We start from the raw sequence: 23,617 nt of genomic DNA on the forward strand, positions 1-23,617 counted from the left end.
CTCCTGTGCTTTACCAGTTATAGGCAACTTTACCGTAATAGAACGCGCCGCTGTAACCGTACGGCGAAAAAGTGCTATAGGCCAAATTGCCACCACTGCTGGCGAAGGCATTGACCTTCTCCGGGTATTTATCGGTGACGTTGTCGCCGCCGAGGGTGAAGGTCCAATTCTTCAACTTGTAGTCCGCCGACAAGTCCAACACCCACGCAGCTTTGAAGGTCTGGTCGTTGACCTTGGTTGCCTGGTAGCTGGTGAATTCACCATAGCGCACCAGGTTGCTGTGCAGCGCCCAATTGCCAAACGTGAAGTCGTTACCCAGGCTCAGCTTGTGCTCGGGCGTGGTATCGCCCAGCAAACCGCTTTTCTCGCGACGGTCCACCCGCAGCAGGTTCACACCCAGGCTGTCGAGGATCGCCGGGTTGGCTTTCACGTCGGTGACCTTGGTGTGGTTGTAGTTGTAGCCCACGGTACTGTTCCAGCGAATGCCGTTGTCGAACTGGTAGCGATAGTTGGCCACGAGGTCGACGCCATCGGTACTGGTATCGGTGGCATTGGTGAAGTAGCGGGCGCTGGTGTAGTTGATGTTGCCCACCCCGTTGGCTTGCAGGTAGGCAATCGCCGCCGGGTTGAGGTTGAGGTTTGACGACAGGCTGATGCGGTCACGGATGTCGATGCGGTACACGTCGACGGTCACGGTCAGGTCATCGGCAGGTTCCAGCACCAGGCCAAGGCTGTAGTTGCGTGACTTTTCCGCCTTGAGGTCTTCGGCGCCCAGCAAGCGAGCCACCTGACTGTTGGCCGGGAAGGTGCCCGCTTCCTGGATGGTGCTGCCGATCAACTGCGATGAGGTGTAGGCAAAATTCTGCTGGGCCAGGGACGGCGCGCGGAACCCATTGGAGATACTGCCGCGCAGGGCCACTTGTGGAGTGAAGTCGTAGCGCGCCGACAATGAGCCACTGACGTTGGAGCCAAAGTCACTGTAGTCCTCATGGCGCACGGCGGCCGAGGCACTGAGTTTCTCGGTGAAGTTGGTTTCCAGGTCCAGGTACTGAGCCCAGTTGTGCCGCGTGCTGGTGCCGGCATCGGCATCGCGGAAGCCGCCCAAGCCCGAGCTGCCGGTCTGGTAGTAGGACGCCGGCTCACCGGCTTCAATTTCATAGCCCTGGTGCAGGTATTCGCCGCCAAAGGCCACGGAAACCGGGTACGGCAGGAAGCCCACGTCGAATTCACGAGACAGGTCCAGGCTGACTTGCTTCTGGTCGTTGCTCAGGGTGCCGTTGTCGAACTTGCGCGGCGTGGCCAGACCCAGGGAGGTATTGATGGTTTCGGTGCTCAGCTCGTACTGATTCTTGCCGTAGTTGGCCGACAGGTCGTAATGCCAGTCGTAGGCCAGCAAGCCACGCAGGCCCACCACCAGCGAGGTGTCTTCCAGGTTGCCCTTGATCAGCGGCAGGTAGCCGTTGGGATTGAGCGCCGGGATGTTGTTGGAAGCGTTGCTCGCCCGGTAGAACGCCGCCGTCTCGCCGCGCCGCTTGCTGTAGCCACCAAAGGTGTAGAACTCGGCCGCATCGTTGAAGGCATATTCCGAGTTGAACTGGAACTTGCCTTCATTGGTGGCCGGCTCGCCCTGACGGAACACGCGCTGGCCGTAGGTAGTGGAGCCGATACTGGCCGGGCGGTAATCATCGCCGGCGCGGTTGGTGTAGTCATTGTCAGCGCCCTCGGCCGACAGGTTGATAAAGCCGTTGTCGCCCAACGCCAGGCCGGTATTGCCGCTGACATTACGCTGGATACCGTCGCCCTTCTTGTATTCGCCGAACTTGGAGGAGATCGAGCCGCCATGGTCGGCATGCTTGAGGATCACGTTGATCACCCCGGCAATCGCATCGGAGCCATAGCGGGCCGAGGCGCCGTCGCGCAGCACTTCGATATGGTCCACTGCCGACAGCGGAATCGCGTTCAAGTCCGCCGGGGCAGAGCCACGACCCACCGCCCCGCCAAGGTTGACGAACGCACTGGTGTGGCGACGCTTGCCATTGACCAGCACCAGCACCTGATCCGGCGACAGGCCGCGCAACTGCGCGGGGCGCACCAGTTCGGCACCATCCACCAGGCTTGGGCGTGGGAAGTTGATCGATGGAATCAGCCGCGCCAATACCGCGCCCAACTCGTCGGAGCCGGTACTGCGCAGGGTATCGCCAGAAATCACATCGATAGGCGACAGCGACGCACTGGCCGTGCGCTCTTGGGCACGGGTGCCGGTGACGATCACGGTGTCGAGCTTGGGTGCATCGGTGGCGGTCGTTTCGGCCGCGAAGACTGGATTGAAACCCACGGCGGTCAGCAAATTGGCCGACAAAATCGCCGTGTACAGCGCGTGTTGCTTGTAGCTCCCCATACCGCTCCCCTTGGATTCAAAACCCAGAACCTCGTGCTCTGGGTTCATACGATCGATCCGGCTGGCGGGCGGTGGCGGTCAGTTGTTGGTGGTTGTGAATGAGTCGGTAGTCCGTTGCGATATAGCTTAATGATATTTATGTAACAAATTAAATACCTTTAAAGCATAAGTGAATGCATAAGCAAACCCGTCCATTCGTCAGGATTGCGTGAGGCAATTTCGCTACTTTCAGCCCCGGTTCAGCCTGGGAGCGCGCCAAGCCGTCAAAATGGCGCACCGGTCACGACCCACCTAGCCGCCTACCAAACCGACTATCGAGGTCGCATCCATGAAGAAATTCCGACTGCCTGGCCTGCTGTTCCTGGCCCAGGCCACCACTGCCCTGGCGGGCGAAGCGCCAGCGACTGAAGACGACAAAGGCTTCTGGTACGCGCAGACCAGCGTCTACACCCGGCACTTCGCGCCCGATCCGGAGCACAACAACAACCAGGACCTGATCGGCCTGGAGCGCAATGAAGCCTCAGGTTTTGTGTATGGCGGGGCGACGTTTCGCAACTCGTTCCGGCAGCGCTCGTACTATGCGTATGCGGGAAAACGCTACGACATGGCCGACTATCCGGTGTATTTGAAGCTGACGGGCGGGGCGATCCAGGGTTATCGCGGCAAGTACCGCGACAAGATACCGTTGAACCGTTTCGGCGTGGCGCCGGTGATCATTCCGTCGGTGGGCACGCATTACGGGCCGGTGGCGGCGGAGTTGGTGTTGCTGGGGTTCAATGCGGCAATGGTGACGACCGGCGTACGGTTCTGACACTGACACGGCACGGTCTACTGTGGGCGCTGGCTTGCCTGCGACAGCGGTGTTGGCTGACAGCGCCGGCAAGCCGGCGCCTACAAAGGGGCTCGGCGTCAGGGACGTGGGGCGTAGGCAAACACGTCGGCGCGCATCTGGTGTGCATCCATGCCGGCGTCGACCAGTGCGTCCAGGGTGCCGTAGATCATCGCCGGTGAGCCGCTGGCGTAGACGTGCACCGACTTGAGGTCGCTGATGTCTTCGCACACCGCTTCATGCAGCAACCCGCAGCGCCCTTCCCAGCCGCACAAGTCACTGACGACTTTATGCAGGAACAGGTTGGGCAGTTGCAGCCACTGGTCCCAGTGCTCGATCTCGTAGAAGTCTTCCGGGCGACGCACGCCCCAGTACAGGTGCACCGGGTGCTTGAAGCCGGACGCGCGGCAATGTTCGATCAGGCTGTGCATCTGCGCCATGCCGGTGCCAGCAGCGATCAACACCAGCGGCCCATCCGGCAGTTCGGCCAGGTGGGTGTCGCCAAATGGCAGCTCGACGCGGGCCATCTGGTTGCGCTGCAGTTGCTCCAGCAGGCTGCGCGCGCTGTCTTCACGCACCAGCACATGCAGCTCCAGCTCGCGCCCCGCATGGGGTGCCGAGGCCAGGGAGAATGCCGACTTCTCGCCGTTCTCGCGCTCGATCATCAGGTACTGACCGGCGTGGTAACGCACCGCCTTGCCGGCCGGCGCGCGCAGGCGCACACGCCACACATCGCCACCGACCTCTACGCATTCACTCAATTGGCACGACAATTTGCGCAACGGCAACTCTCCCGGCGCCAGCACGCCATCCCACAACACCACGCAATCTTCCAGCGGCTCGGCAATGCAGGTGTAGAACTCACCATGGTCACGCACTTCCCCGGCTTGCTGCACCCGGCCCTCCACCAACAGCGCGGCGCACACATGGCAAACGCCATTGCGACAGGCCTGGGGGCATTCGTAGCCCAGGCGGCGCGCGCCTTCGAGGATTCGCTCGCCAGGGACCAGCTCCAGCACGGCGCCGGAAGGTTGCAGGGTTACACGCATCAATCTATTCCCAATTCTTTCCAGATCGCATCGACACGGGCGGTGACGGCTTCATCCTTGACGATCACCCGGCCCCACTCGCGGGTGGTTTCACCCGGCCATTTGTGGGTAGCGTCCAGGCCCATCTTCGAGCCCAGGCCCGACACCGGCGAGGCGAAGTCGAGGTAGTCGATCGGCGTGTTGTCGATCATCACCGTGTCACGCTTGGGGTCCATGCGTGTGGTGATGGCCCAGATCACGTCGTTCCAGTCGCGGGCGTTGATGTCGTCGTCGGTGACGATAACGAACTTGGTGTACATGAACTGTCGCAAAAACGACCACACACCGAGCATTACCCGCTTGGCATGGCCGGGGTACGACTTTTTCATGGTCACGATGGCCATGCGGTACGAGCAGCCTTCGGGCGGCAGGTAGAAGTCGGTGATCTCCGGGAACTGCTTCTGCAGGATCGGCACGAACACTTCATTGAGCGCCACGCCGAGAATCGCCGGCTCATCCGGTGGACGGCCAGTGTAGGTGCTGTGGTAGATCGGCTTGATCCGATGGGTGATGCGCTCGACGGTGAACACCGGAAAGCTGTCGACTTCGTTGTAGTAGCCGGTGTGGTCGCCGTAGGGGCCTTCATCGGCCATCTCGCCCGGATGAATCACACCCTCAAGGATGATCTCGGCGGTGGCCGGCACTTGCAGGTCGTTGCCACGGCATTTCACCAGTTCGGTGCGGTTACCGCGCAGCAGGCCGGCGAAGGCGTATTCGGACAGGCTGTCAGGCACCGGGGTCACGGCACCGAGGATGGTAGCCGGGTCGGCACCCAGGGCCACGGAGACCGGGAATGGTTTGCCAGGGTGTTTCTCGCACCACTCGCGAAAATCCAGCGCGCCGCCACGGTGGCTCAGCCAGCGCATGATCACCTTGTTGCGGCCGATCACTTGCTGGCGGTAGATACCGAGGTTCTGGCGGTCCTTGTTCGGGCCTTTGGTGACGGTCAGGCCCCACGTGATCAGCGGGCCAACATCGCCGGGCCAGCAGGTCTGCACGGGCAGCATGGCGAGGTCGACATCATCGCCCTCGATGACCACCTCTTGGCACACCGCGTCCTTGACCACCTTGGGGGCCATGGCAATGATCTTGCGGAAGATCGGCAGCTTCGACCAGGCATCCTTGAGCCCCTTGGGCGGCTCGGGTTCCTTGAGGAAGGCCAGCAGCTTGCCGATCTCGCGCAGTTCGCTGACCGACTCGGCGCCCATGCCAAAGGCCACGCGCTCGGGGGTACCGAACAGGTTGCCGAGCACCGGGATATCAAAGCCGGTCGGGTTCTCGAACAGCAGCGCCGGGCCCTTGTTACGCAGGGTACGGTCGCAAATCTCAGTCATTTCCAGCACCGGGGAAATCGGCATCTGGATACGTTTCAACTCTCCGCGCTGCTCAAGTTGCTGCACGAAATCCCGAAGATCCTTGAATTTCATTAACCATGCCACCCGTAAAATAGGCGTACATCCTACCTGCTATGACGGCGGCTGGCAGCTTATCGCGGTGCATTTGGGTGCCAACGGCGCTTAAAAAGCAGGCGAAAAAAAATGGCGCCCCTGAGGGCGCCATTCTTTCGGACCTGAAACGTCGTATTACTTACGCTTCATCGACAGGAAGAACTCGTCGTTGGTCTTGGTGGTTTTCAGCTTGTCGACCAGGAACTCGATGGCAGCGACTTCATCCATCGGGTGCAGCAGCTTGCGCAGGATCCACATGCGCTGCAGTTCGTCGTCGGCAGTCAGCAACTCTTCGCGGCGGGTGCCGGAGCGGTTGATGTTGATGGCCGGGAATACGCGTTTTTCCGCGATGCGACGGTCCAGGGGCAGTTCCATGTTGCCAGTACCCTTGAACTCTTCGTAGATCACTTCGTCCATCTTCGAACCGGTTTCAACCAGTGCGGTGGCGATAATGGTCAGCGAGCCGCCTTCTTCGATGTTCCGCGCGGCGCCGAAGAAACGCTTCGGTTTCTCCAGGGCGTGTGCATCGACACCACCGGTCAGTACCTTGCCGGAGCTAGGGATCACGGTGTTGTAGGCACGGGCCAGACGGGTGATGGAGTCGAGCAGGATCACCACGTCTTTCTTGTGTTCGACCAGGCGCTTGGCCTTCTCGATCACCATTTCGGCAACCTGCACGTGGCGGGTTGGCGGCTCATCGAACGTCGAGGCAACCACTTCGCCGCGCACGGTGCGCTGCATTTCGGTCACTTCTTCCGGACGTTCATCGATCAGCAATACGATCAGGTGAACTTCAGGGTTGTTACGTGCGATGTTCGCTGCAATGTTCTGCAGCATGATGGTCTTACCGGCTTTCGGCGGTGCGACGATCAGGCCGCGCTGGCCTTTGCCGATCGGGGCGCACAGGTCGATCACACGACCGGTCAAGTCTTCGGTGGAACCGTTACCGGCTTCCATCTTCATGCGCACGGTCGGGAACAGCGGGGTCAGGTTCTCAAAGAGAATCTTGTTTTTCGCGTTCTCGGGACGATCGAAGTTGATCGTGTCGACCTTGAGCAGGGCGAAATAACGCTCGCCTTCCTTCGGAGGTCGGATTTTGCCAACGATGGTGTCACCGGTGCGCAAGTTGAAGCGACGGATCTGGCTCGGCGAGACATAGATATCGTCTGGGCCGGCAAGATAGGAGGCGTCTGCAGAGCGGAGGAAGCCGAAGCCGTCCTGGAGAATCTCCAGCACGCCATCACCGGAGATTTCCTCGCCGCTTTTCGCGTGCTTTTTCAGCAAGGAGAAAATCACGTCCTGCTTGCGCGAACGGGCCATATTTTCTATGCCCATTTCTTCGGCCAGTTGGAGCAGGTCGGTAATCGGCTTTTGCTTGAGTTCAGTCAGATTCATATAGGAATGACGTAATCATTTATGGAGGGGGGAAATTAAGCTTTTGGCTTAATGAGGCCGCGCCGCAGAGAAGGCGACAGGATCGCGTACTAATCGAAAAGGAATGCGTCGGCGACGGCTTGCAGGGGGCAGTGGAGAAACCAGTGCGGGGCCGAATGTACCACCTGAGTTTCGGAGCGTCTAGCCCTGTTTCACGAAAAAGCCCCGCTATTTGCGGGGCTTTTTTGACGACGCTTAGATGTTCGCGTCGAGGAAAGCTTGCAGCTGAGACTTCGACAGCGCGCCTACTTTGGTCGCTTCGACGTTGCCGTTCTTGAACAGCATCAGGGTCGGGATACCACGCACGCCGTGCTTGGCCGGGGTTTCCTGGTTGTCGTCGATGTTCAGCTTGGCAATGGTCAGCTTGCCTTCGTAGGTGGTCGCAATGTCGTCCAGGACTGGAGCGATCATTTTGCAAGGGCCACACCATTCAGCCCAGTAGTCAACCAGCACCGGGCCAGCAGCCTTGAGTACTTCGGCCTCAAAGGTCGCGTCGGTGACGTGCTTGATAAGATCGTTGCTCATGGATGTCTCCGGAATGTAAGCAAAAAAAACGTGGCCCATCATAGCCGCCCTTCCCCCGTTCAGGAAGCTGCCGCTGATTGAGTCTTGCTATGAAGGCGCATGAGTTTGGGTATAGCCCACCTCAGGGTGTTACGGGAGTCACAAAAGCGATGCCGGTGCGCAACGCCGCATTGCGCACGTGTTCCTGCATGGTTTTCTGCGCCGCCGCACTGGCACGCCGGGCCAGGGCGCGCAGGATCCTGCGGTGCTCCTGCCAGGTTTCCATGGCTCGCTCCGGCCGGATGAACGGTAGCTTCTGGCTCTCCAGGAACACCTCGGCACTCGCGCTGAGGATGCTCACCATCGCTTGATTACCGCTGGCGAGCAGGATGCGCTGGTGAAATTCGAAGTCCAGCCGGGCAGCGGCTTCAAAGTCGCCCGCCTTGAGCACCTTGCGCATGGCCTCGACGTTATCTTCCAGGCTGTCCAGCTCATCGATAGTCAATGTGACCGCCGCCAACCCCGCCGCGAACCCTTCCAAGGCATAACGCAGTTGGAAGATATCCAGTGGCGTGGCCTGGGCCGCAAAAGGCCAGGCAAACCCTGGCGATTCCTCCGCGGCCTGCACGAACACGCCCTTGCCGGGCTGCACACTGACCACTCCCAGCGCGCTGAGGGACGACAACGCCTCGCGCAACGACGCCCGGCTCACCCCCAACCGCACCGCCAGGTCGCGTTGCGACGGCAGTGCATCGCCCGGCCCGAAGCCTTGCTCCTTGATCAGTTTGCGGATGGCCTGCAGGGCCGCTTCCGGTACGGCTTGGGCGATGGAATTCATAAAAAACTCAAGGTTGCGGTCAACGGACCCGCTAGTTGTAAAGCTATTCGCAGCTGTCGGCAAGCCACGCCCCAAAGGGGCTCGCAGGGTTTTGTCGGCGCTCGAAAAGGGTGCGAAAAGTCCGCGAACTGTTCAGACCAGTCCGACCACCAAAACGCAATAGATCCCTGGCTTTCAGGCGTTATTGAGCGTGATGGCATGGGCTGTGCACTGAGCAAATCCAGAAAATTCCTTCGCCCTTCTCGGAGAGTTGCCATGACCAAGCGCTACAGCGCCCTGCTTACTGCCCTGTTTGCCAGCCTGATGCTGAGCCAGGCACCCGCCCAGGCCAATGGTCTGGACGACATCATTGCCCGTGGCACCCTTAAGGTTGCCGTGCCCCAGGACTTCCCGCCGTTCGGTTCGGTCGGCCCTGACATGAAGCCACGCGGCCTCGACATCGATACCGCCAAGCTGCTGGCCGACCAACTCAAGGTCAAGCTGGAACTCACCCCCGTCAACAGCACCAACCGTATTCCGTTCCTCACCACAGGCAAGGTCGACCTGGTGATCTCCAGCCTGGGCAAGAACGCCGAGCGCGAGAAAGTCATCGACTTCTCCAAGGCTTACGCGCCGTTCTACCTGGCCGTGTTCGGCCCGCCTGAAGCCGCCATCAGCAGCACCGACGACCTCAAGGGCAAGACGATCAGCGTGACCCGTGGCGCCATCGAAGACATCGAGCTGACCGCCGTTGCGCCCAAGGAAGCCACGATCAAGCGTTTCGAAGATAACAACTCGACCATCGCCGCCTACCTGGCCGGCCAGGTTGACCTGATCGCCAGCGGCAATGTGGTGATGGTCGCGATCAGCGAACGCAACCCGAAACGGGTGCCGGCGCTGAAAGTGAAGCTCAAGGATTCGCCGGTGTACGTGGGCGTGAACAAGAACGAGCCGGCGCTGCTGGAGAAGGTCAACCAGATCCTGGTCGCGGCCAAGGCCGATGGCAGCCTGGAAAAGAACGCTATGCAATGGCTGAAAGAGCCGCTGCCCGCCGATCTGTGAAGCGACGGAGCTGACTCATGGCGTATCAATTTGACTTTGTACCGGTCCTGGCCAACACCGACCTGCTGTTGCGCGGCGCGCTGTTCACCCTTGAGCTGACCGCCATCGGCGCCATCCTCGGCGTGGCCCTGGGCACCGTCGGCGCCGTGGTGCGGGCGTGGAAGATCCAGCCGTTCGCCTGGTTCTTTGGCGTGTATGTCGAGTTGATCCGCAACACGCCATTCCTGGTGCAGTTGTTCTTCATCTTCTTCGGCCTGCCGTCCCTGGGGCTGAAGATCACCGAGTGGCAAGCTGCCGTGCTGGCGATGGTGATCAACCTGGGCGCCTACTCCACGGAGATCATCCGCGCCGGCATCCAGGCCATTCCACGCGGGCAGCTGGAAGCCGCCGCCGCGCTGGCCATGACGCGCTTCGAAGCCTTTCGCCACGTGGTGCTGCTACCGGCGCTGGGCAAGGTGTGGCCGGCCCTGAGCAGCCAGATCATCATCGTGATGCTCGGTTCGGCGGTGTGCTCGCAGATCGCCACCGAAGAGTTGAGCTTTGCCGCCAACTTTATCCAGTCGCGCAATTTCCGTGCATTCGAAACCTATGCCCTGACCACCCTGGTGTACCTGTGCATGGCGTTGATGATTCGCCAGTTGCTCAACTGGATTGGCCGCCGCTTCGTGATGAGGAACAGCCGATGAGTGATTTCTCCTTCTGGGACATCGTGCGCAACCTGGCCACTGGCCTGCAATGGACGCTGTTGCTTTCACTGGTGGCGTTTATCGGTGGCGGCGTGATCGGCTTGCTGGTGATGACGATGCGCATCAGTCGCAAAGCCTTCCCGCGCAATGTCGCCCGCACCTACATTGAGCTGTTCCAGGGCACGCCGCTGTTGATGCAGCTGTTCCTGGTGTTTTTCGGCATTGCCCTGCTCGGTGTGGACATCTCGCCCTGGCTGGCAGCCGCCATTGCCCTGACCCTGTTTACCAGCGCCTACCTCGCCGAAATCTGGCGCGGCTGCGTCGACTCCATCGCCCACGGGCAATGGGAAGCCTCGGCCAGCCTGGCGCTCAACCCGCTGGAGCAGCTGCGCTACGTGATCTTGCCCCAGGCGCTGCGCATTGCCGTGGCGCCGACGGTGGGCTTCTCGGTGCAAGTGATCAAAGGCACCGCCGTAACCTCGATCATCGGTTTCACCGAGTTGACCAAGACCGGCGGCATGCTCGCCAACGCCACCTTCGAGCCCTTCATGGTCTACGGCCTGGTGGCCCTTGGTTACTTTTTGCTCTGCTACCCCCTGTCCCTCAGTGCTCGCTACCTGGAAAGGAGACTGCATGCCTCTGCTTAGAATTTCCGCCCTGCATAAGTATTACGGCGATCACCATGTACTCAAGGGCATCGACCTGACCGTTGAAGAAGGCCAGGTGGTGGCGATCATCGGCCGCAGCGGTTCGGGCAAGTCCACCTTGCTGCGCACCCTCAACGGCCTGGAGTCCATCAACGACGGCGTGATCGAAGTCGATGGCGAATACCTCGACGCCGCACGCGCCGACTTGCGTAGCCTGCGGCAGAAAGTCGGCATGGTGTTCCAGCAGTTCAACCTGTTCCCGCACCTGACCGTCGGTGAAAACGTGATGCTCGCGCCGCAAGTGGTGCAGAAAGTGCCCAAGGCCAAGGCCGCCCAATTGGCCAGGCAAATGCTTGAGCGTGTGGGGCTGGGCGAGAAGTTCGACGCCTTCCCTGATCGCCTGTCCGGCGGCCAGCAACAGCGTGTGGCCATCGCACGCGCCCTGGCGATGTCGCCCAAGGTGTTGCTGTGCGATGAAATCACCTCGGCCCTCGACCCGGAGCTGGTCAACGAAGTGCTCAGCGTGGTGCGCCAACTGGCCAAGGACGGCATGACCCTGATCATGGTGACCCACGAAATGCGCTTCGCCCGGGAAGTCGGCGACAAGCTGGTGTTCATGCACCAGGGCAAGGTGCATGAAGTGGGCGACCCCAAGGTGCTGTTCGCCAACCCGCAAACCCCCGAGTTCGCCAATTTCATCGGCTCCGTGGAGCAGCCGGACTGACCAGCTCGAAACTGCCCTGCCCCTCCAGCACCGCTTGATTGCGAACATGCAGCGCATCAGCGGGCAGGTTGGTATCGATTTCTACCTGGGCGCTCAACCGCTGGCCAGCCCCTCGTGCCACCAGGACCTGGCCTGGCAATAACTGCCCGCTGGCGTTTTCGCCGGGCAAGTGTGCCTGCGTCCACTCGACCGCACGCCCATCCATCAGGGCATGCTTGAGGGTCAGGTTGAAGCGCCCCTGACGGCCGAACCGAAAACCTTGTCCATTGGCTGCGCCGGTAAATCGCAACGCGATGACCGAAGGCTCCTCGCACAGTACGTTCAGTTGCACCCTGCGTGTGCTGAGCGCTATTGAGGGAGTCTCAACCAGTGCCTCCCTGCGAATAACGCCATAATCGACGCGCGACTGGCTTACGGACACCCGGCAGTTTTGCGCCTGTGCTCCCTCGGCCATCCACACGATGCAGAGCAATGCGAAGCCCACGCTTTTCAACTTAACGGCCATGGCACACCGCCGAACTTGTCTCATAGAACCTGTCATTGTCGGCCTTCGACTCGGGGGTAAGGTTGAGCAGGCAAGAGGAAGAGTCCGGCATTAGGACCCGCAGTATTTGGGCGTCATTGGCGTCGTTGAGGAAAATCATGCCATCACCCACCACACTGGTCAGGAACCGATTGTTCTTGTCCAAAACCGAAGCGCCCTGAGGCAGCGGCCGCCCTTGTTGATCGCTGGCGCTCAGCAGCACACGGCGCACCGTCACGACCTCGAAAGCCACGTTATTGACGGAGCCCCGACCTGCCGCAAGCACTTGGGTGCCGTTCTTCAGGTCGACCCGTTTTGGCAATGACTGGGTCTGCACCTCAATGCGGCTGTTGGTGTAGGCGGGCAGATTGGCGAGCACCGCCTGCCCGGTGAAGTCGGTCCACACCGGACCTTGCGGGGTATCGACTTTTGCAGCGCCAATGTCACCCACCGAGACGATGCCAAACGTGTCCTGCACAGCATAAGGCGAGAAGGTCAAGCCACCCTGGTGCACCACCATTCCACCCTGCACCTGCCCTGAATAGGTGGTGCCCTGCGGATCACGACTGACACCCAGCCCGGCTCGGACATACCTTGGCAGCACGTCCACATTGGCTCGGATCGATTGCTCCCGATGGCTTAGATCGCGTTCGACACCCACCTCATAATTCACGTACTCATTGACCCGCTCACTGAATGCGCTACCTGCTCGTGACTGGCCCCCTTGGCGACTGATATAGCTGCTCACGCGCCGATCAGCCCCCAAGGGCACACGGACTTGCAGCCGCACGGACAGCTTATCTTCCTGAGCCGAATCGCGGCGCCGGTCTTCAAGCCGGGCATCACGGCGAGCCTGGGAGCCGCCCACCTGCGAGTCGCCGATCAGCGCAATGTCGGCATAGCGATATGACTTGTTCCACGCCGCAAACACATGCTCGGTCGTGTGCCCGTCGAATTGGGCGCTACGGGTGTAACCCACCGAAAAGCCCCCAAGTGTGGGGTCGACCCAGCTCATGCCCGCCGTATATTGGTTCTTGAAGCGAGAGTCCAGACCATCGGCGCTGGATGAGCGCCCGACTTCAAGCACCTCACGATAACCGCGGGTCTGAGTGGTTGCGCTCAGGCTGACCTCGATATCGGCAATCACCGGGCTGCTCATGGACACGCTGCTGCGTGAGCCGTAGCGCGCATCTCGACTGTCACGGGACAGGTTGTGACGCGCACCTACGGAGACGCGCTGGAAAAACACGCTGCTCAGCGTGCCGCCAGACGACCAGTATTCATCCGTGCTCAACAGACCAAAGCCCGCAGAGGAGTCACGTCCCAGTCCCCATGTGCCACTGCCCATGGCGACCACGGGCGACGGCCCGCTCTCGGATACGTTGCCCCGCACCTTGCCAAGGGAAAAGTAGTAACCGGGAGCCGCTGGAGCGGCGCCCGCGAATGATGCCGCCGGGACCACGAAACTGCGCTTGGCACCCCGCACATCGATGACGCTGACTTCCAGGTCGCTGGTGCCATTGAGCAAAGGCAGACCCGTCAGCCGGAAGGGGCCTTCAGGCACCAGCGTGCTGTGAATCAACACGCCGGACTGGCGCACTTCAATCCGCGATTGGCTCCGGGCCAAGCCCTCTACCACCGCATTGTTACTGCCCGCCGGCACCCGCGACTGGCCGTCCGGAGAAAACTGCACGCCCGACAGTTGGAGACCACCGAACAACGGGTTGTTAGTGGAGATCTGCCCTACCTGGAAAGTGGACTGCAGCGCAGCAATGTCGCGCTGGGCGTAGGCATAGAGGTGCTCAGTACGGGTGTCACCCTTGTCAGCGACATAGAACTGGTGACTGCGCACAATCCAGTCGCCCAAGTTGAAGCCTGCCTCGGTATAAGCCGACACGAACCGACTGGACCCACTGCGCGAATGGCTGTCAAAGCCCAGCACGTCATAGTTGAACAGGGCCGCCGTGCCGCCATGGGCGAAATGCCCAGCCTCCCATTGCGGCTCGCGAAACGACTGGGTCGGCACTACCAATGCCACCTCATCGACACCGGGCCGCAGTCGCACCATCGTCGTCGGGAACGCACCGAGGAAGTCGTGGCAGGCGTCATCGACGGTGGTGCCTTCACGGACGACTTCACGCGGCTGCACCAAACCGGCTTTTTCCAACAACCCTGGGGTGAAACACAACTGGCCTTCCGCGTCGAACCGCGCATCCACCAACCCGTGCGGATTGCCATTGACCCGTAGCCCCACCACCTGGGTGCCCTCGCGAAAACGCGCCGCAGTGCGAAAATAGTCCGAGACCTTGGGGTCGATACCGTAGGTGGTCAGTGCCGCGACGTCGAAACCCTCCCCCAACTCCAGCGCAGAGACCAGGCCGGGCAAACTCCACAGCGTCGCAAACCCCATGAGCAACGAGGGTCGGCGCGACCAGCAAGAAGCTGAAAGGCTTCTATTCGACAAGTTAGCCATGCGCCGATCAACTCCCTTCGGTAGTGATCGGGGCTCGGTAGCGGTCTACCGAAAAACCGTAGACCGTGGCCGGCTGTATCTCGACCTCGGCCAAGCCGCCCAGGCTGCCCTCAACCTGTGCCGTCAGCACCTCCCCCGGCAAAATGTAGGTACGCGGCAAAGTGGCCAAGGCTTTTTGGGGAAGTAGCTGCACATCCGGCGCCAGGCGCACCACATAAGCGCTGTCGTTATGAACGGTCAGACGTTCCCCCGACCGGCTCCACGTCAACAACTCCCAAGGCGAATCATGCCGAGGCAAGCCTTTGGGATGCAGGATCAGCGGCAGGTTCTGTCGAACAGTGATACCAATGGTCGCACCCGTTCCGGCCCGCGCCTGCGGAATACCCTCAAAGGACACACGCTTCAAGCGCTGGGTCTTCAACGGTTCCTTCAAGGTGGCAATGAAGCGCACTAATTGGGTTTCACCCGCATCCACCCGCGTAATGGGGGGTGTCACTATCAATAAGGGCTCCACGTCCTCGGGCACGTTCTCCACGACCGAGTGAAGAAGCGCTGGCCTCGCCTCGGTATTCCTGATGTTTATCGTGGCCTCGCCCTGCTCTTCATAAAGAATAACCACCGAAGTCTCCGGCAGCATCCCGTCGGCCGTGGCCACATCGACAAAACATAGACACAGGCTTACACCGAACAACCGCACTTTATTTATTACTGAAAGACTACACACTCAGTGTTCCCCGCAGAATATGAGGTTAGCTATTACAGCCAAGCACTCATATGAAAACAGCCGATCAAAAAGTATCCGCTTTTTGATCGGCCATAGTTGAATCGCTTAGAGGTAAACCAATGTAAGCGTGGCGCGCCCATCAAGAATGACATCGCGATTTAGCGTCAAGTCTTGAGCCTTATTGATAACCGCTCTAACAGCGATAGTCCCGCTCATCTGGGAGAGTGACGCCGGGACAAGGACTACACCGCTGCGCCAGGAATATTGACTTGACTGCCATGCGACTTTGCCATCACTGTTCTGCCAGGCACCGGCGTTGGTACCACGCGTAATAAGAGAAAGCGTTTTACCTGTCGACTGCAGGTCTTTAAGCGTGATCGCATAACCACCCGTGTTTTTTTGTGCGACCGTACCCAAGCCAAAGTTGTGAATGTCCCTATGACCTTGGTTAAGCGCGCTCAGAATGTCTCTCACCCTGCTGTTCGGCTGCAGGTCGTCAAATGTCAGCCCGAACTGGGTGTAGCCTGCTCCGCAATTGATCGTCACGGGCGTGGTCATCTCCCGCAGCGGTGTATAGGCCGTCTGGGATAACGAGCTCGAGGGAATATCCCCATAATTGATATTGCCCCCTCCGGTCATGCTGAGGTTGCAAGAAGCGGGTTTGATCGTGCCCCTGACGCTCAACTGGGCACTCGTTGTTGCCTGTGCACCAAAAGCCGCAGCCAGGCAAGCGATACCCAGAGTCAATCCAACAATCTTTTTCATGTTCGACCTGTCACTTAAAGTTAGCAGGCGCATTTATTTCTGTTTTGGATAACCGACGACAAATAAATAACGCCACGGCACAATTGCCGAGTGACAGTCTGTCTTGTCGATGCCCAATTAAAGAATAAGACAACACCTCAATTACTGTCGGAGGCATATAAACAAGCTGTCGGCAGTGCGTTTTTCGGCAGTAGTACTGAGTCAGGCACCAAAAAGAAAACCGGCACTGAATTTGTAGGCGACATCATAATCACCCCTCCAACAGTGCAAAGTTACATATTCCTACATACCTCGAATACATCGCTAACAGAAGCGCGAAAGCGCAACCTACATATCCCACAGGAATTACCTACAGACCACCTCAGGGAAATTCCCCAAGCACTACGCGTTGGCGTCAGCGGTCGATCGTGGCACGATGGTCAGGTTATCGACCGAGACCCCCAAACCATGCCGCAATCCCAAGCCAAGAATCTGTCCCTGATCGCCGCCATCGACCTGGGCTCCAACAGCTTTCACATGGTCGTGGCCAAGGCCCAGAACGGTGAAATCCGCATCCTTGAGCGACTTGGCGAGAAGGTGCAACTGGCTGCCGGGATCGACGACGAGCGCCAGCTCAATGAAGAATCCATGCAGCGCGGGCTCGATTGCCTGAAGCGGTTTGCCCAACTGATCAACGGCATGCCCCTGGGCGCCGTTCGAATCGTCGGCACCAACGCGTTGCGCGAAGCCCGCAACCGTGGCGAATTCATCCGCCGCGCCGAGGAGATCCTTGGGCACCCGGTGGAAGTCATCTCCGGTCGCGAGGAGGCACGTCTTATCTATCTGGGCGTGTCCCACACCCTGGCCGACACCCCCGGCAAACGCCTGGTCGCCGACATCGGCGGCGGCAGTACCGAATTCATCATCGGCCAGCGCTTTGAACCGCTGCTGCGCGAAAGCCTGCAGATGGGCTGCGTCAGCTACACCCAGCGCTATTTCAAGGACGGCAAGATCACCCCGGCGCGCTACGCCCAGGCCTACACGGCGGCGCGCCTGGAGATCATGAGCATCGAGCACGCCCTGCACCGCCTGACCTGGGATGAAGCCATCGGCTCGTCCGGCACCATTCGCGCCATCGGCCTGGCCCTCAAGGCTGGCGGCCATGGCACCGGCGAAGTCAACGCCGAAGGCCTGGCCTGGCTCAAGCGCAAACTGTTCAAGCTGGGGGACGCCGAGAAAATCGACTTCGACGGCATCAAGCCGGACCGCCGCACGATCTTCCCGGCGGGCCTGGCAATTCTCGAAGCGATCTTCGACGCCCTCGAACTGCAACGCATGGACCACTGCGACGGCGCCCTGCGGGAAGGCGTGCTCTACGACCTGCTGGGTCGCCATCACCACGAAGACGTGCGTGAGCGCACGCTCACCTCGTTGATGGAGCGCTACCACGTCGACCTGGAACAAGCCGCCCGTGTCGAGCGCAAAGCCCTGCACGCCTTCGACCAGGTGGCCGAGGACTGGGACCTGGAAGACGGCGTCTGGCGCGAACTGCTGGGCTGGGCCGCCAAGGTGCACGAAGTGGGCCTGGATATCGCCCACTATCATTACCACAAGCACGGCGCCTACCTGATCGAACACTCGGACTTGGCCGGTTTCTCCCGCGAGGACCAGCAAATGCTCGCCCTGTTGGTGCGCGGCCATCGCCGTAACATCCCCAAGGACAAGTTCGCTGAATTCGGCGACGAAGGCATCAAGCTGATTCGCCTGTGCGTGTTGCTGCGCTTTGCGATCCTGTTCCACCACATCCGTGGCACCCAGGAAATGCCCCAGGTGACCCTGCGCGCCAACGACGACAGCCTGGACGTGGTGTTTCCGAAAGGCTGGCTGGATGAGAACCAGCTGACCCAGGCGGACTTCGCCCAGGAAGCGGAGTGGCTGACGCGGGTGGGGTTCAGCCTGAACCTGCGCTGACCTGACCTGAAGAACTCTGCAAAACAAATGTGGGAGGGGGCTTGCCCCCGATGGCGGTGGACCAGTCAATGAATCTGTTGACTGACACCGTCATCGGGGGCAAGCCCCCTCCCACATTTTCAGACCGCGTCGGTTTTTAATTCACCGTCAGAATCGGGCTACCCAACTTCTCCAACAACGTCGCCTGCGCACTGCGCGGGTTCTGGTTGCCGGTCGGCGTGTTGCGCACGTAGCGGCCGTCCGACTGCAGGCTCCAGCTGTGGGTGTTGTCGGTCAGGTAGCTTTCCAGCTCCTTCTTGACCCGCATGATCAGCTTCTTGCCTTCCACCGGGAAGCAGGTCTCTACACGCTTATCGAGGTTGCGCTCCATCCAGTCGGCGCTGGAGAGGAACATCTGCTCTTCGCCACCGTTAAGGAAGTAAAACACCCGCGTGTGTTCCAGGAAGCGGCCGATGATCGAGCGCACATGAATGTTGTGCGACACCCCGACAATGCCAGGGCGCAGGCAGCACATGCCGCGCACCACCAGGTCGATACGCACGCCGGACTGGCTGGCCTTGTACAGCGCGCGGATGATCTTCGGATCGGTCAGCGAGTTGAACTTGGCGATGATGTGCGCCGGCTTGCCGTCCAGGGCGAACTGGGTCTCGCGGGCAATCATGTCGAGCATGCCCTTCTTTAAGGTGAACGGCGCGTGCAGCAGCTTCTTCATGCGCAAGGTCTTGCCCATGCCGATCAACTGGCTGAACAGCTTCCCGACGTCTTCACACAAGGCATCGTCGGAGGTCAGCAGGCTGTAGTCGGTATAGAGCTTGGCGTTGCCGGCGTGGTAGTTGCCGGTGCCCAAGTGGGCGTAACGCACGATCTCACCGGCTTCGCGGCGCAGGATCAGCATCATCTTGGCGTGGGTCTTGAAGCCGACCACACCGTAGATCACCACCGCGCCTGCCGCCTGCAGACGGCTGGCCAGTTGCAGGTTGGACTCTTCGTCGAAGCGTGCACGCAACTCGATCACCGCGGTGACTTCTTTGCCGTTACGCGCGGCGTCGACCAAGGCGTCGACGATTTCCGAGTTGGCGCCGGAACGGTACAGGGTCTGGCGTACAGCGAGTACGTGCGGGTCCTTGGCGGCCTGGCGCAGCAGGTCGACCACCGGGGTGAAGGACTCGAAGGGGTGCAGCAGCAGGATGTCCTGCTTGCTCACCACACTGAAAATGTTCTCGCTGTTCTGCAGCAGTTTGGGGATTTGCGGGGTGAACGGCGTGTATTGCAACTCCGGATGGCTGTCCAGGCCGGTGATGCTGAACAGACGCGTCAGGTTCACCGGACCATTGACCTGGTACAACTCGGTCTCGCCCAGGTTGAATTGCTTGAGCAGGTAGTCCGACAGGTGTTTCGGGCAGGTATCGGCCACTTCGAGGCGCACCGCATCACCGTAACGCCGCGAGAACAGCTCACCGCGCAGGGCACGGGCCAAGTCTTCGACGTCTTCGGAGTCCAGCGCCAGGTCGGCGTTACGGGTCAGGCGGAATTGGTAGCAGCCTTTTACCTTCATGCCCTGGAACAGGTCATCGGCGTGCGCATGGATCATCGACGACAGGAATACATAGTTATCGCCAGGCCCCCCCACCTCTTCCGGTACCTTGATGATCCGTGGCAGCAGGCGCGGCGCCGGGATGATCGCCAGGCCCGAATCGCGTCCGAAGGCGTCGATCCCTTCCAGTTCGACGATGAAGTTGAGGCTCTTGTTCACCAGCAGCGGGAACGGGTGAGTCGGGTCGAGGCCGATCGGCGTGATGATCGGCGCGATCTCGTCGCGAAAGTAGCGACGCACCCAGGTTTTGATCTTGGTGGTCCAGTGACGGCGACGGATGAAGCGGACCTGATGTTTTTCCAGTTCCGGCAGCAGGATGTCGTTGAGAATCGCGTACTGGCGGTCCACATGGCCGTGTACCAGCTCGCTGATGCGCGCCAGCGCCTGGTGCGGCTGCAGGCCATCGGCGCCGGCTTGCTCGCGGGCAAAGGTGATCTGCTTCTTGAGACCGGCGACGCGGATTTCGAAGAACTCATCCAGGTTGCTGGAGAAGATCAGCAGGAATTTGAGCCGCTCCAGCAGCGGATAGGACTCATCCAGCGCCTGCTCCAGCACGCGGATGTTGAATTGCAGTTGTGACAGCTCGCGATGGATGTACAGGCTGCTGTCATCCAGGTTGGTCACCGCGACCACCGGGGCCGCCACGGGCGCCTCGACCACCACCGCAGGTGCGGCGGGCTCGTGCTCCGGCGGGGTCTCGGTGACTTGTTCAACCACCGGGTGAGCGTCTTTTACGGCAACTTCTGTGAGTCCTTCGGTATTCATCGAATGTTCCTGTGAGGGCTATTGTTGCTCTCTAAGCAATTGGGCGGCGCGGGCGGCGAAGTAGGTCAGGATGCCATCGGCCCCGGCGCGTTTAAAGGCTGTCAGGGATTCAAGGATCACCCCTTCACTCAGCCATCCATTCTGTATTGCAGCCATGTGCATCGCGTATTCGCCGCTGACCTGGTAGACGAAAGTCGGCACCTTGAATTCTTCTTTGACCCGATAAAGGATGTCCAGGTACGGCATCCCCGGCTTGACCATCACCATGTCAGCGCCTTCGGCCAGGTCGGCCGCCACTTCGTGCAGGGCTTCATGGCTGTTGGCCGGGTCCATCTGGTACGAGGCCTTGTTGGCCTTGCCCAGGTTCAGCGCCGAGCCCACCGCATCGCGGAACGGGCCGTAATAGGCGCTGGCGTACTTGGCCGAGTAGGCCATGATCCGCACATTGACGTGCCCGGCCAGTTCCAGGGCCTCGCGGATCGCCTGGATGCGGCCGTCCATCATGTCCGACGGCGCAACCACCTGGGCGCCTGCCGCTGCGTGGGACAAGGCCTGCTTGACCAGCGCGTCGACAGTGATGTCGTTCTGAACATAGCCTTCTTCGTCAAGAATGCCATCCTGGCCGTGGGTGGTGAACGGGTCCAACGCCACGTCGGTGATCACCCCAAGCTCCGGGAAACGCTCGCGCAGGGCGCGCGTGGCGCGCTGGGCGATCCCTTCCGGGTTCCAGGCTTCGGCAGCATCCAGTGACTTGAGTTCAGACGGCGTGACCGGAAACAGCGCCAATGCCGGAATCCCCAACTCGACCCAACCGGCGGCTTCTTCTAGCAGCAGGTCAATGGTCAAGCGCTCTACACCTGGCATCGAGGCCACCGTTTCGCGACGATTTTCACCGTCCAGCACAAATACCGGCAGAATCAGATCGTTGGTCGTCAGCACGTTTTCGCGAACCAGGCGGCGAGAAAAATCATCACGACGATTGCGACGCAGACGGGTGGCGGGGAACAGGCGATTGGCAGGGGTAAAGCTCACGACAGACTCCTGAGCCCGGGTTCACGGGCGAGCGTTGCAGTTATAAGCGGCCATTATGACGAAGGTATGACAGTTGTGCTTAACGATGCGACCTGTAGTCGCATTCGTCGTTTATGTAGGAATTGTTCACTTCGTGACACATCTCGATACTTTCATGAATGTTCACGAAGGCGTAGGCTGCGCGTTCATTTCGCCAGCACCCAGACCATGCTTCAACAATTTCTGCATGACTTCGGCTACTTTGCCCTCTTCCTTGGGACCTTCTTCGAAGGCGAGACCATCTTGGTGCTCGCAGGCTTCCTGGCGTTCCGTGGATACATGGATATCAACCTGGTGGTCGTGGTTGCGTTTTTCGGCAGCTACGCGGGCGACCAACTCTGGTACTACATGGGCCGCAAGCATGGCCGCAAGCTGTTGGCGCGCAAACCACGCTGGCAATTGATGGGCGACAAGGCCCTGGAGCACATCCGCAAGCACCCGGATATCTGGGTGCTGAGCTTCCGCTTTGTGTATGGGTTGCGCACCGTCATGCCGGTGGCGATTGGCCTTTCCGGTTACCCACCGATGCGCTACCTGATCCTCAATGGCATTGGTGCAGCGATATGGGCCGCCGCCCTGGGCGCGGCGGCTTATCACTTCGGCGCCGTGCTCGAAGGTATGCTTGGCAGCGTCAAGAAATACGAACTGTGGGTATTGGGCGCATTGCTGGTACTGGGCTTCGGCCTGTGGCTGCGCCGTCGCTTCAAGAATGCGCGTATCGCCCGTGAAGCCTGTGCCGAGGCCAAGGCCCGGCTTGCCGCCGAGCCCGTGCCGCTCGAAGCCCCTAAGACAGAAGCTCCTAAGACACCAGTCGAGTAAACCGGCTTCTGCAGCAGTAGAGGCCGATCACGCTGAGCAAGCTGTAGCTCAGCAGGCCCAGCCAGCCCAGGTTGCTGGCTGGCCATAGCCCGATCAACGGTGCCAGCCCTACCAGCGGCACGTTCAGCGCCAGCCGCAAAAGCTCGGCCTTCCACGCCCACGGCCGGTTCTCCAGGGCCACGCCTAATGTGAACAACCCCAGCGCCATCGCACTCCAGCCCAGGATCAGCGCCGCCACGGGCAAGCCTTCGCCGACATTCATCAAATAGCTGCCAAAACCCACATACGCCGCGAACTGCAGCGCGATGTAGACCTGTTGGCGCACATCCAACGGTACTTCGAATTTGCGAAACTGGCTCAAGTCATGTTTGGCCAACGGGTACTTGGCCTTCACGTCTGCCGGGCGCCAGCCGGTGCGCATGAACCAGATGCGCAGCTTGTCCCATCCACTCTCGGTGCGCCGCGCGTCACTCCACAACTGTGCATAGAACTGCAGGTTCGCCCATAGCGGATTCCAGCTGGCCAAGGGCGTGGTCACGCCGAAAATCACCGGTTCGTTGTCGTCTTCCTCCTGGAAGGTGCCAAACAGCCGGTCCCAAATAATGAACACCCCGCCATAGTTGCGATCCATGTAGAGAGCGTTCTGTGCATGGTGGGCCCGATGATTGGACGGCGTGACGAAAAACCACTCATACCAGCCGAGCTTCGGCACATGCCGGGTGTGCACCCAAAATTGATACAGCAAGTTAAGGGACGCCACGCTGATAAACACCACCAATGGCACACCCAGTACGGCCAGGGGCAGGTAGAAGATCCAACTGAGCAGGAAGCCCGTGCTGGTCTGGCGCAGTGCGGTGCTGAGGTTGTAGTCCTCGCTCTGATGGTGCACCGAGTGCGCGGCCCACAGGATGTTGCGTTCGTGGCCCATGCGGTGCAGCCAGTAGTAGCAGAAGTCGTAGAACACAAACGCGAACACCCAGGTCCAGACGCTCTGGGCAGACAGTTCGATGACGGCAAGATGCTTGAGGGCGAATGCGTAGGTCAACAGCCCTACGCCCTTGGTCAGCAACCCCGTGGTCGTCGACAGCACACCGGTGCTGAGGCTGTTGATGGCATCCGCCACCCGGTAGTTGCGTTCACCGCGCCAACGGTCGGCAAGCAGCTCCACGACAATCAACGCAATGAAAAACGGTACCGCGTAAGGCACGAAGTCCATGGTCTGGTCCGGTCTATTTTTGTTACATCAAGATTAGGTGCAGCGGCGCGAGATCCCATTGGCAACAGATGACAAATTAG

General features: G+C 60.3%; 20 protein-coding genes. 7 read left to right on the forward strand and 13 right to left on the reverse strand.

Features of this window, described 5'->3' with window-relative positions; translation table 11 throughout:
- Window positions 1-10: 10 nt before the first annotated feature.
- On the reverse strand, window positions 11-2,398 hold the full coding sequence (locus KUA23_RS28945; RefSeq protein ID WP_252993212.1) for a TonB-dependent receptor plug domain-containing protein: 2,388 nt from the start codon (window positions 2,396-2,398) through the stop codon (window positions 11-13).
- Between the two features lie 328 nt (window positions 2,399-2,726).
- Between KUA23_RS28945 and KUA23_RS28950 the strand changes: the two genes are divergently transcribed.
- Window positions 2,727-3,209 carry a sn-glycerol-3-phosphate transporter gene (locus KUA23_RS28950; RefSeq protein WP_078050654.1) on the forward strand — a complete coding sequence of 161 codons (483 nt, stop codon included), beginning with the start codon at window positions 2,727-2,729 and terminating at the stop codon, window positions 3,207-3,209.
- 98 nt (window positions 3,210-3,307) lie between these two features.
- Here the strand turns inward: KUA23_RS28950 and KUA23_RS28955 are convergent, their stop codons facing one another.
- The 5 genes from KUA23_RS28955 to KUA23_RS28975 all read right to left on the reverse strand — a co-directional run bounded on the left by KUA23_RS28955 (window position 3,308) and on the right by KUA23_RS28975 (window position 8,539).
- On the reverse strand, window positions 3,308-4,276 hold the full coding sequence (locus KUA23_RS28955) for a CDP-6-deoxy-delta-3,4-glucoseen reductase (protein ID WP_078050655.1): 969 nt from the start codon (window positions 4,274-4,276) through the stop codon (window positions 3,308-3,310).
- Window positions 4,276-5,742 carry a 4-hydroxy-3-polyprenylbenzoate decarboxylase gene (ubiD, locus tag KUA23_RS28960; RefSeq protein WP_003176824.1) on the reverse strand — a complete coding sequence of 489 codons (1,467 nt, stop codon included), beginning with the start codon at window positions 5,740-5,742 and terminating at the stop codon, window positions 4,276-4,278. The genes KUA23_RS28955 and ubiD overlap by 1 nt, the downstream gene beginning before the upstream one ends.
- 156 nt (window positions 5,743-5,898) lie before the next feature.
- Entirely contained in the window at window positions 5,899-7,158 is a 1,260-nt protein-coding gene (rho, locus tag KUA23_RS28965) for a transcription termination factor Rho (protein WP_016973082.1), read from the reverse strand.
- Between the two features lie 234 nt (window positions 7,159-7,392).
- The gene (gene trxA / locus KUA23_RS28970) at window positions 7,393-7,722 is read right to left on the reverse strand and encodes a thioredoxin TrxA (RefSeq protein ID WP_015886460.1); all 330 of its coding nucleotides are present in this window, start codon (window positions 7,720-7,722) and stop codon (window positions 7,393-7,395) included.
- Between the two features lie 121 nt (window positions 7,723-7,843).
- Window positions 7,844-8,539, reverse strand: a complete 696-nt coding sequence (locus tag KUA23_RS28975; protein WP_078050657.1) for a FadR/GntR family transcriptional regulator — start codon at window positions 8,537-8,539, stop codon at window positions 7,844-7,846.
- 255 nt (window positions 8,540-8,794) lie between these two features.
- Between KUA23_RS28975 and KUA23_RS28980 the strand changes: the two genes are divergently transcribed.
- The 4 genes from KUA23_RS28980 to KUA23_RS28995 are packed head-to-tail and all read left to right on the forward strand — an operon-like array spanning window position 8,795 to window position 11,637.
- A complete protein-coding gene (locus KUA23_RS28980) occupies window positions 8,795-9,580 on the forward strand; it encodes a transporter substrate-binding domain-containing protein (RefSeq protein ID WP_078050658.1) in 786 nt (261 codons plus the stop codon).
- A gap of 17 nt (window positions 9,581-9,597) precedes the next feature.
- Window positions 9,598-10,266, forward strand: a complete 669-nt coding sequence (locus KUA23_RS28985; RefSeq protein WP_017736949.1) for an amino acid ABC transporter permease — start codon at window positions 9,598-9,600, stop codon at window positions 10,264-10,266.
- On the forward strand, window positions 10,263-10,913 hold the full coding sequence (locus KUA23_RS28990) for an amino acid ABC transporter permease (protein WP_078050660.1): 651 nt from the start codon (window positions 10,263-10,265) through the stop codon (window positions 10,911-10,913). Before KUA23_RS28985 ends, KUA23_RS28990 begins: the two co-directional genes overlap by 4 nt.
- Window positions 10,900-11,637, forward strand: coding sequence for an amino acid ABC transporter ATP-binding protein (locus KUA23_RS28995; RefSeq protein ID WP_065938032.1), 738 nt, complete (start codon window positions 10,900-10,902; stop codon window positions 11,635-11,637). Before KUA23_RS28990 ends, KUA23_RS28995 begins: the two co-directional genes overlap by 14 nt.
- Here the strand turns inward: KUA23_RS28995 and KUA23_RS29000 are convergent.
- The 4 genes from KUA23_RS29000 to KUA23_RS29015 form a co-directional block, all read right to left on the reverse strand.
- Complete coding sequence (locus KUA23_RS29000) at window positions 11,609-12,142, reverse strand: DUF1120 domain-containing protein (RefSeq protein ID WP_252993213.1); 534 nt, start codon at window positions 12,140-12,142, stop codon at window positions 11,609-11,611. The two genes, KUA23_RS28995 and KUA23_RS29000, sit on opposite strands and share 29 nt — an antisense overlap.
- Window positions 12,132-14,633, reverse strand: coding sequence for a fimbria/pilus outer membrane usher protein (locus tag KUA23_RS29005; protein ID WP_487250804.1), 2,502 nt, complete (start codon window positions 14,631-14,633; stop codon window positions 12,132-12,134). Before KUA23_RS29005 ends, KUA23_RS29000 begins: the two co-directional genes overlap by 11 nt.
- Before the next feature lie 7 nt (window positions 14,634-14,640).
- Window positions 14,641-15,330, reverse strand: coding sequence for a fimbria/pilus chaperone family protein (locus KUA23_RS29010; RefSeq protein ID WP_252993215.1), 690 nt, complete (start codon window positions 15,328-15,330; stop codon window positions 14,641-14,643).
- Between the two features lie 132 nt (window positions 15,331-15,462).
- Window positions 15,463-16,122 carry a DUF1120 domain-containing protein gene (locus tag KUA23_RS29015; RefSeq protein WP_252993216.1) on the reverse strand — a complete coding sequence of 220 codons (660 nt, stop codon included), beginning with the start codon at window positions 16,120-16,122 and terminating at the stop codon, window positions 15,463-15,465.
- 447 nt (window positions 16,123-16,569) lie between these two features.
- Here KUA23_RS29015 and ppx point away from each other — a divergent pair, with 447 nt between their 5' ends.
- Window positions 16,570-18,072, forward strand: a complete 1,503-nt coding sequence (gene ppx, locus KUA23_RS29020) for an exopolyphosphatase (protein WP_252993217.1) — start codon at window positions 16,570-16,572, stop codon at window positions 18,070-18,072.
- 136 nt (window positions 18,073-18,208) lie between these two features.
- On the opposite strand, the gene ppk1 is transcribed toward ppx, so the two are convergent.
- Together ppk1 and hemB are read right to left on the reverse strand one after the other, a co-directional pair.
- A complete protein-coding gene (gene ppk1, locus KUA23_RS29025; RefSeq protein WP_252993218.1) occupies window positions 18,209-20,431 on the reverse strand; it encodes a polyphosphate kinase 1 in 2,223 nt (740 codons plus the stop codon).
- Window positions 20,432-20,449: 18 nt separating this feature from the next.
- Window positions 20,450-21,463 carry a porphobilinogen synthase gene (gene hemB / locus KUA23_RS29030; protein WP_078050665.1) on the reverse strand — a complete coding sequence of 338 codons (1,014 nt, stop codon included), beginning with the start codon at window positions 21,461-21,463 and terminating at the stop codon, window positions 20,450-20,452.
- Between the two features lie 207 nt (window positions 21,464-21,670).
- Between hemB and KUA23_RS29035 the strand changes: the two genes are divergently transcribed.
- Window positions 21,671-22,321 carry a DedA family protein gene (locus KUA23_RS29035; protein WP_078050666.1) on the forward strand — a complete coding sequence of 217 codons (651 nt, stop codon included), beginning with the start codon at window positions 21,671-21,673 and terminating at the stop codon, window positions 22,319-22,321.
- On the opposite strand, the gene KUA23_RS29040 is transcribed toward KUA23_RS29035, so the two are convergent.
- Complete coding sequence (locus tag KUA23_RS29040) at window positions 22,302-23,537, reverse strand: sterol desaturase family protein (RefSeq protein WP_078050667.1); 1,236 nt, start codon at window positions 23,535-23,537, stop codon at window positions 22,302-22,304. The two genes, KUA23_RS29035 and KUA23_RS29040, sit on opposite strands and share 20 nt — an antisense overlap.
- Window positions 23,538-23,617 lie beyond the last annotated feature (80 nt).

The sequence above is a fragment of the Pseudomonas pergaminensis genome, assembly GCF_024112395.2.
Lineage (GTDB): Bacteria > Pseudomonadota > Gammaproteobacteria > Pseudomonadales > Pseudomonadaceae > Aquipseudomonas > Aquipseudomonas pergaminensis.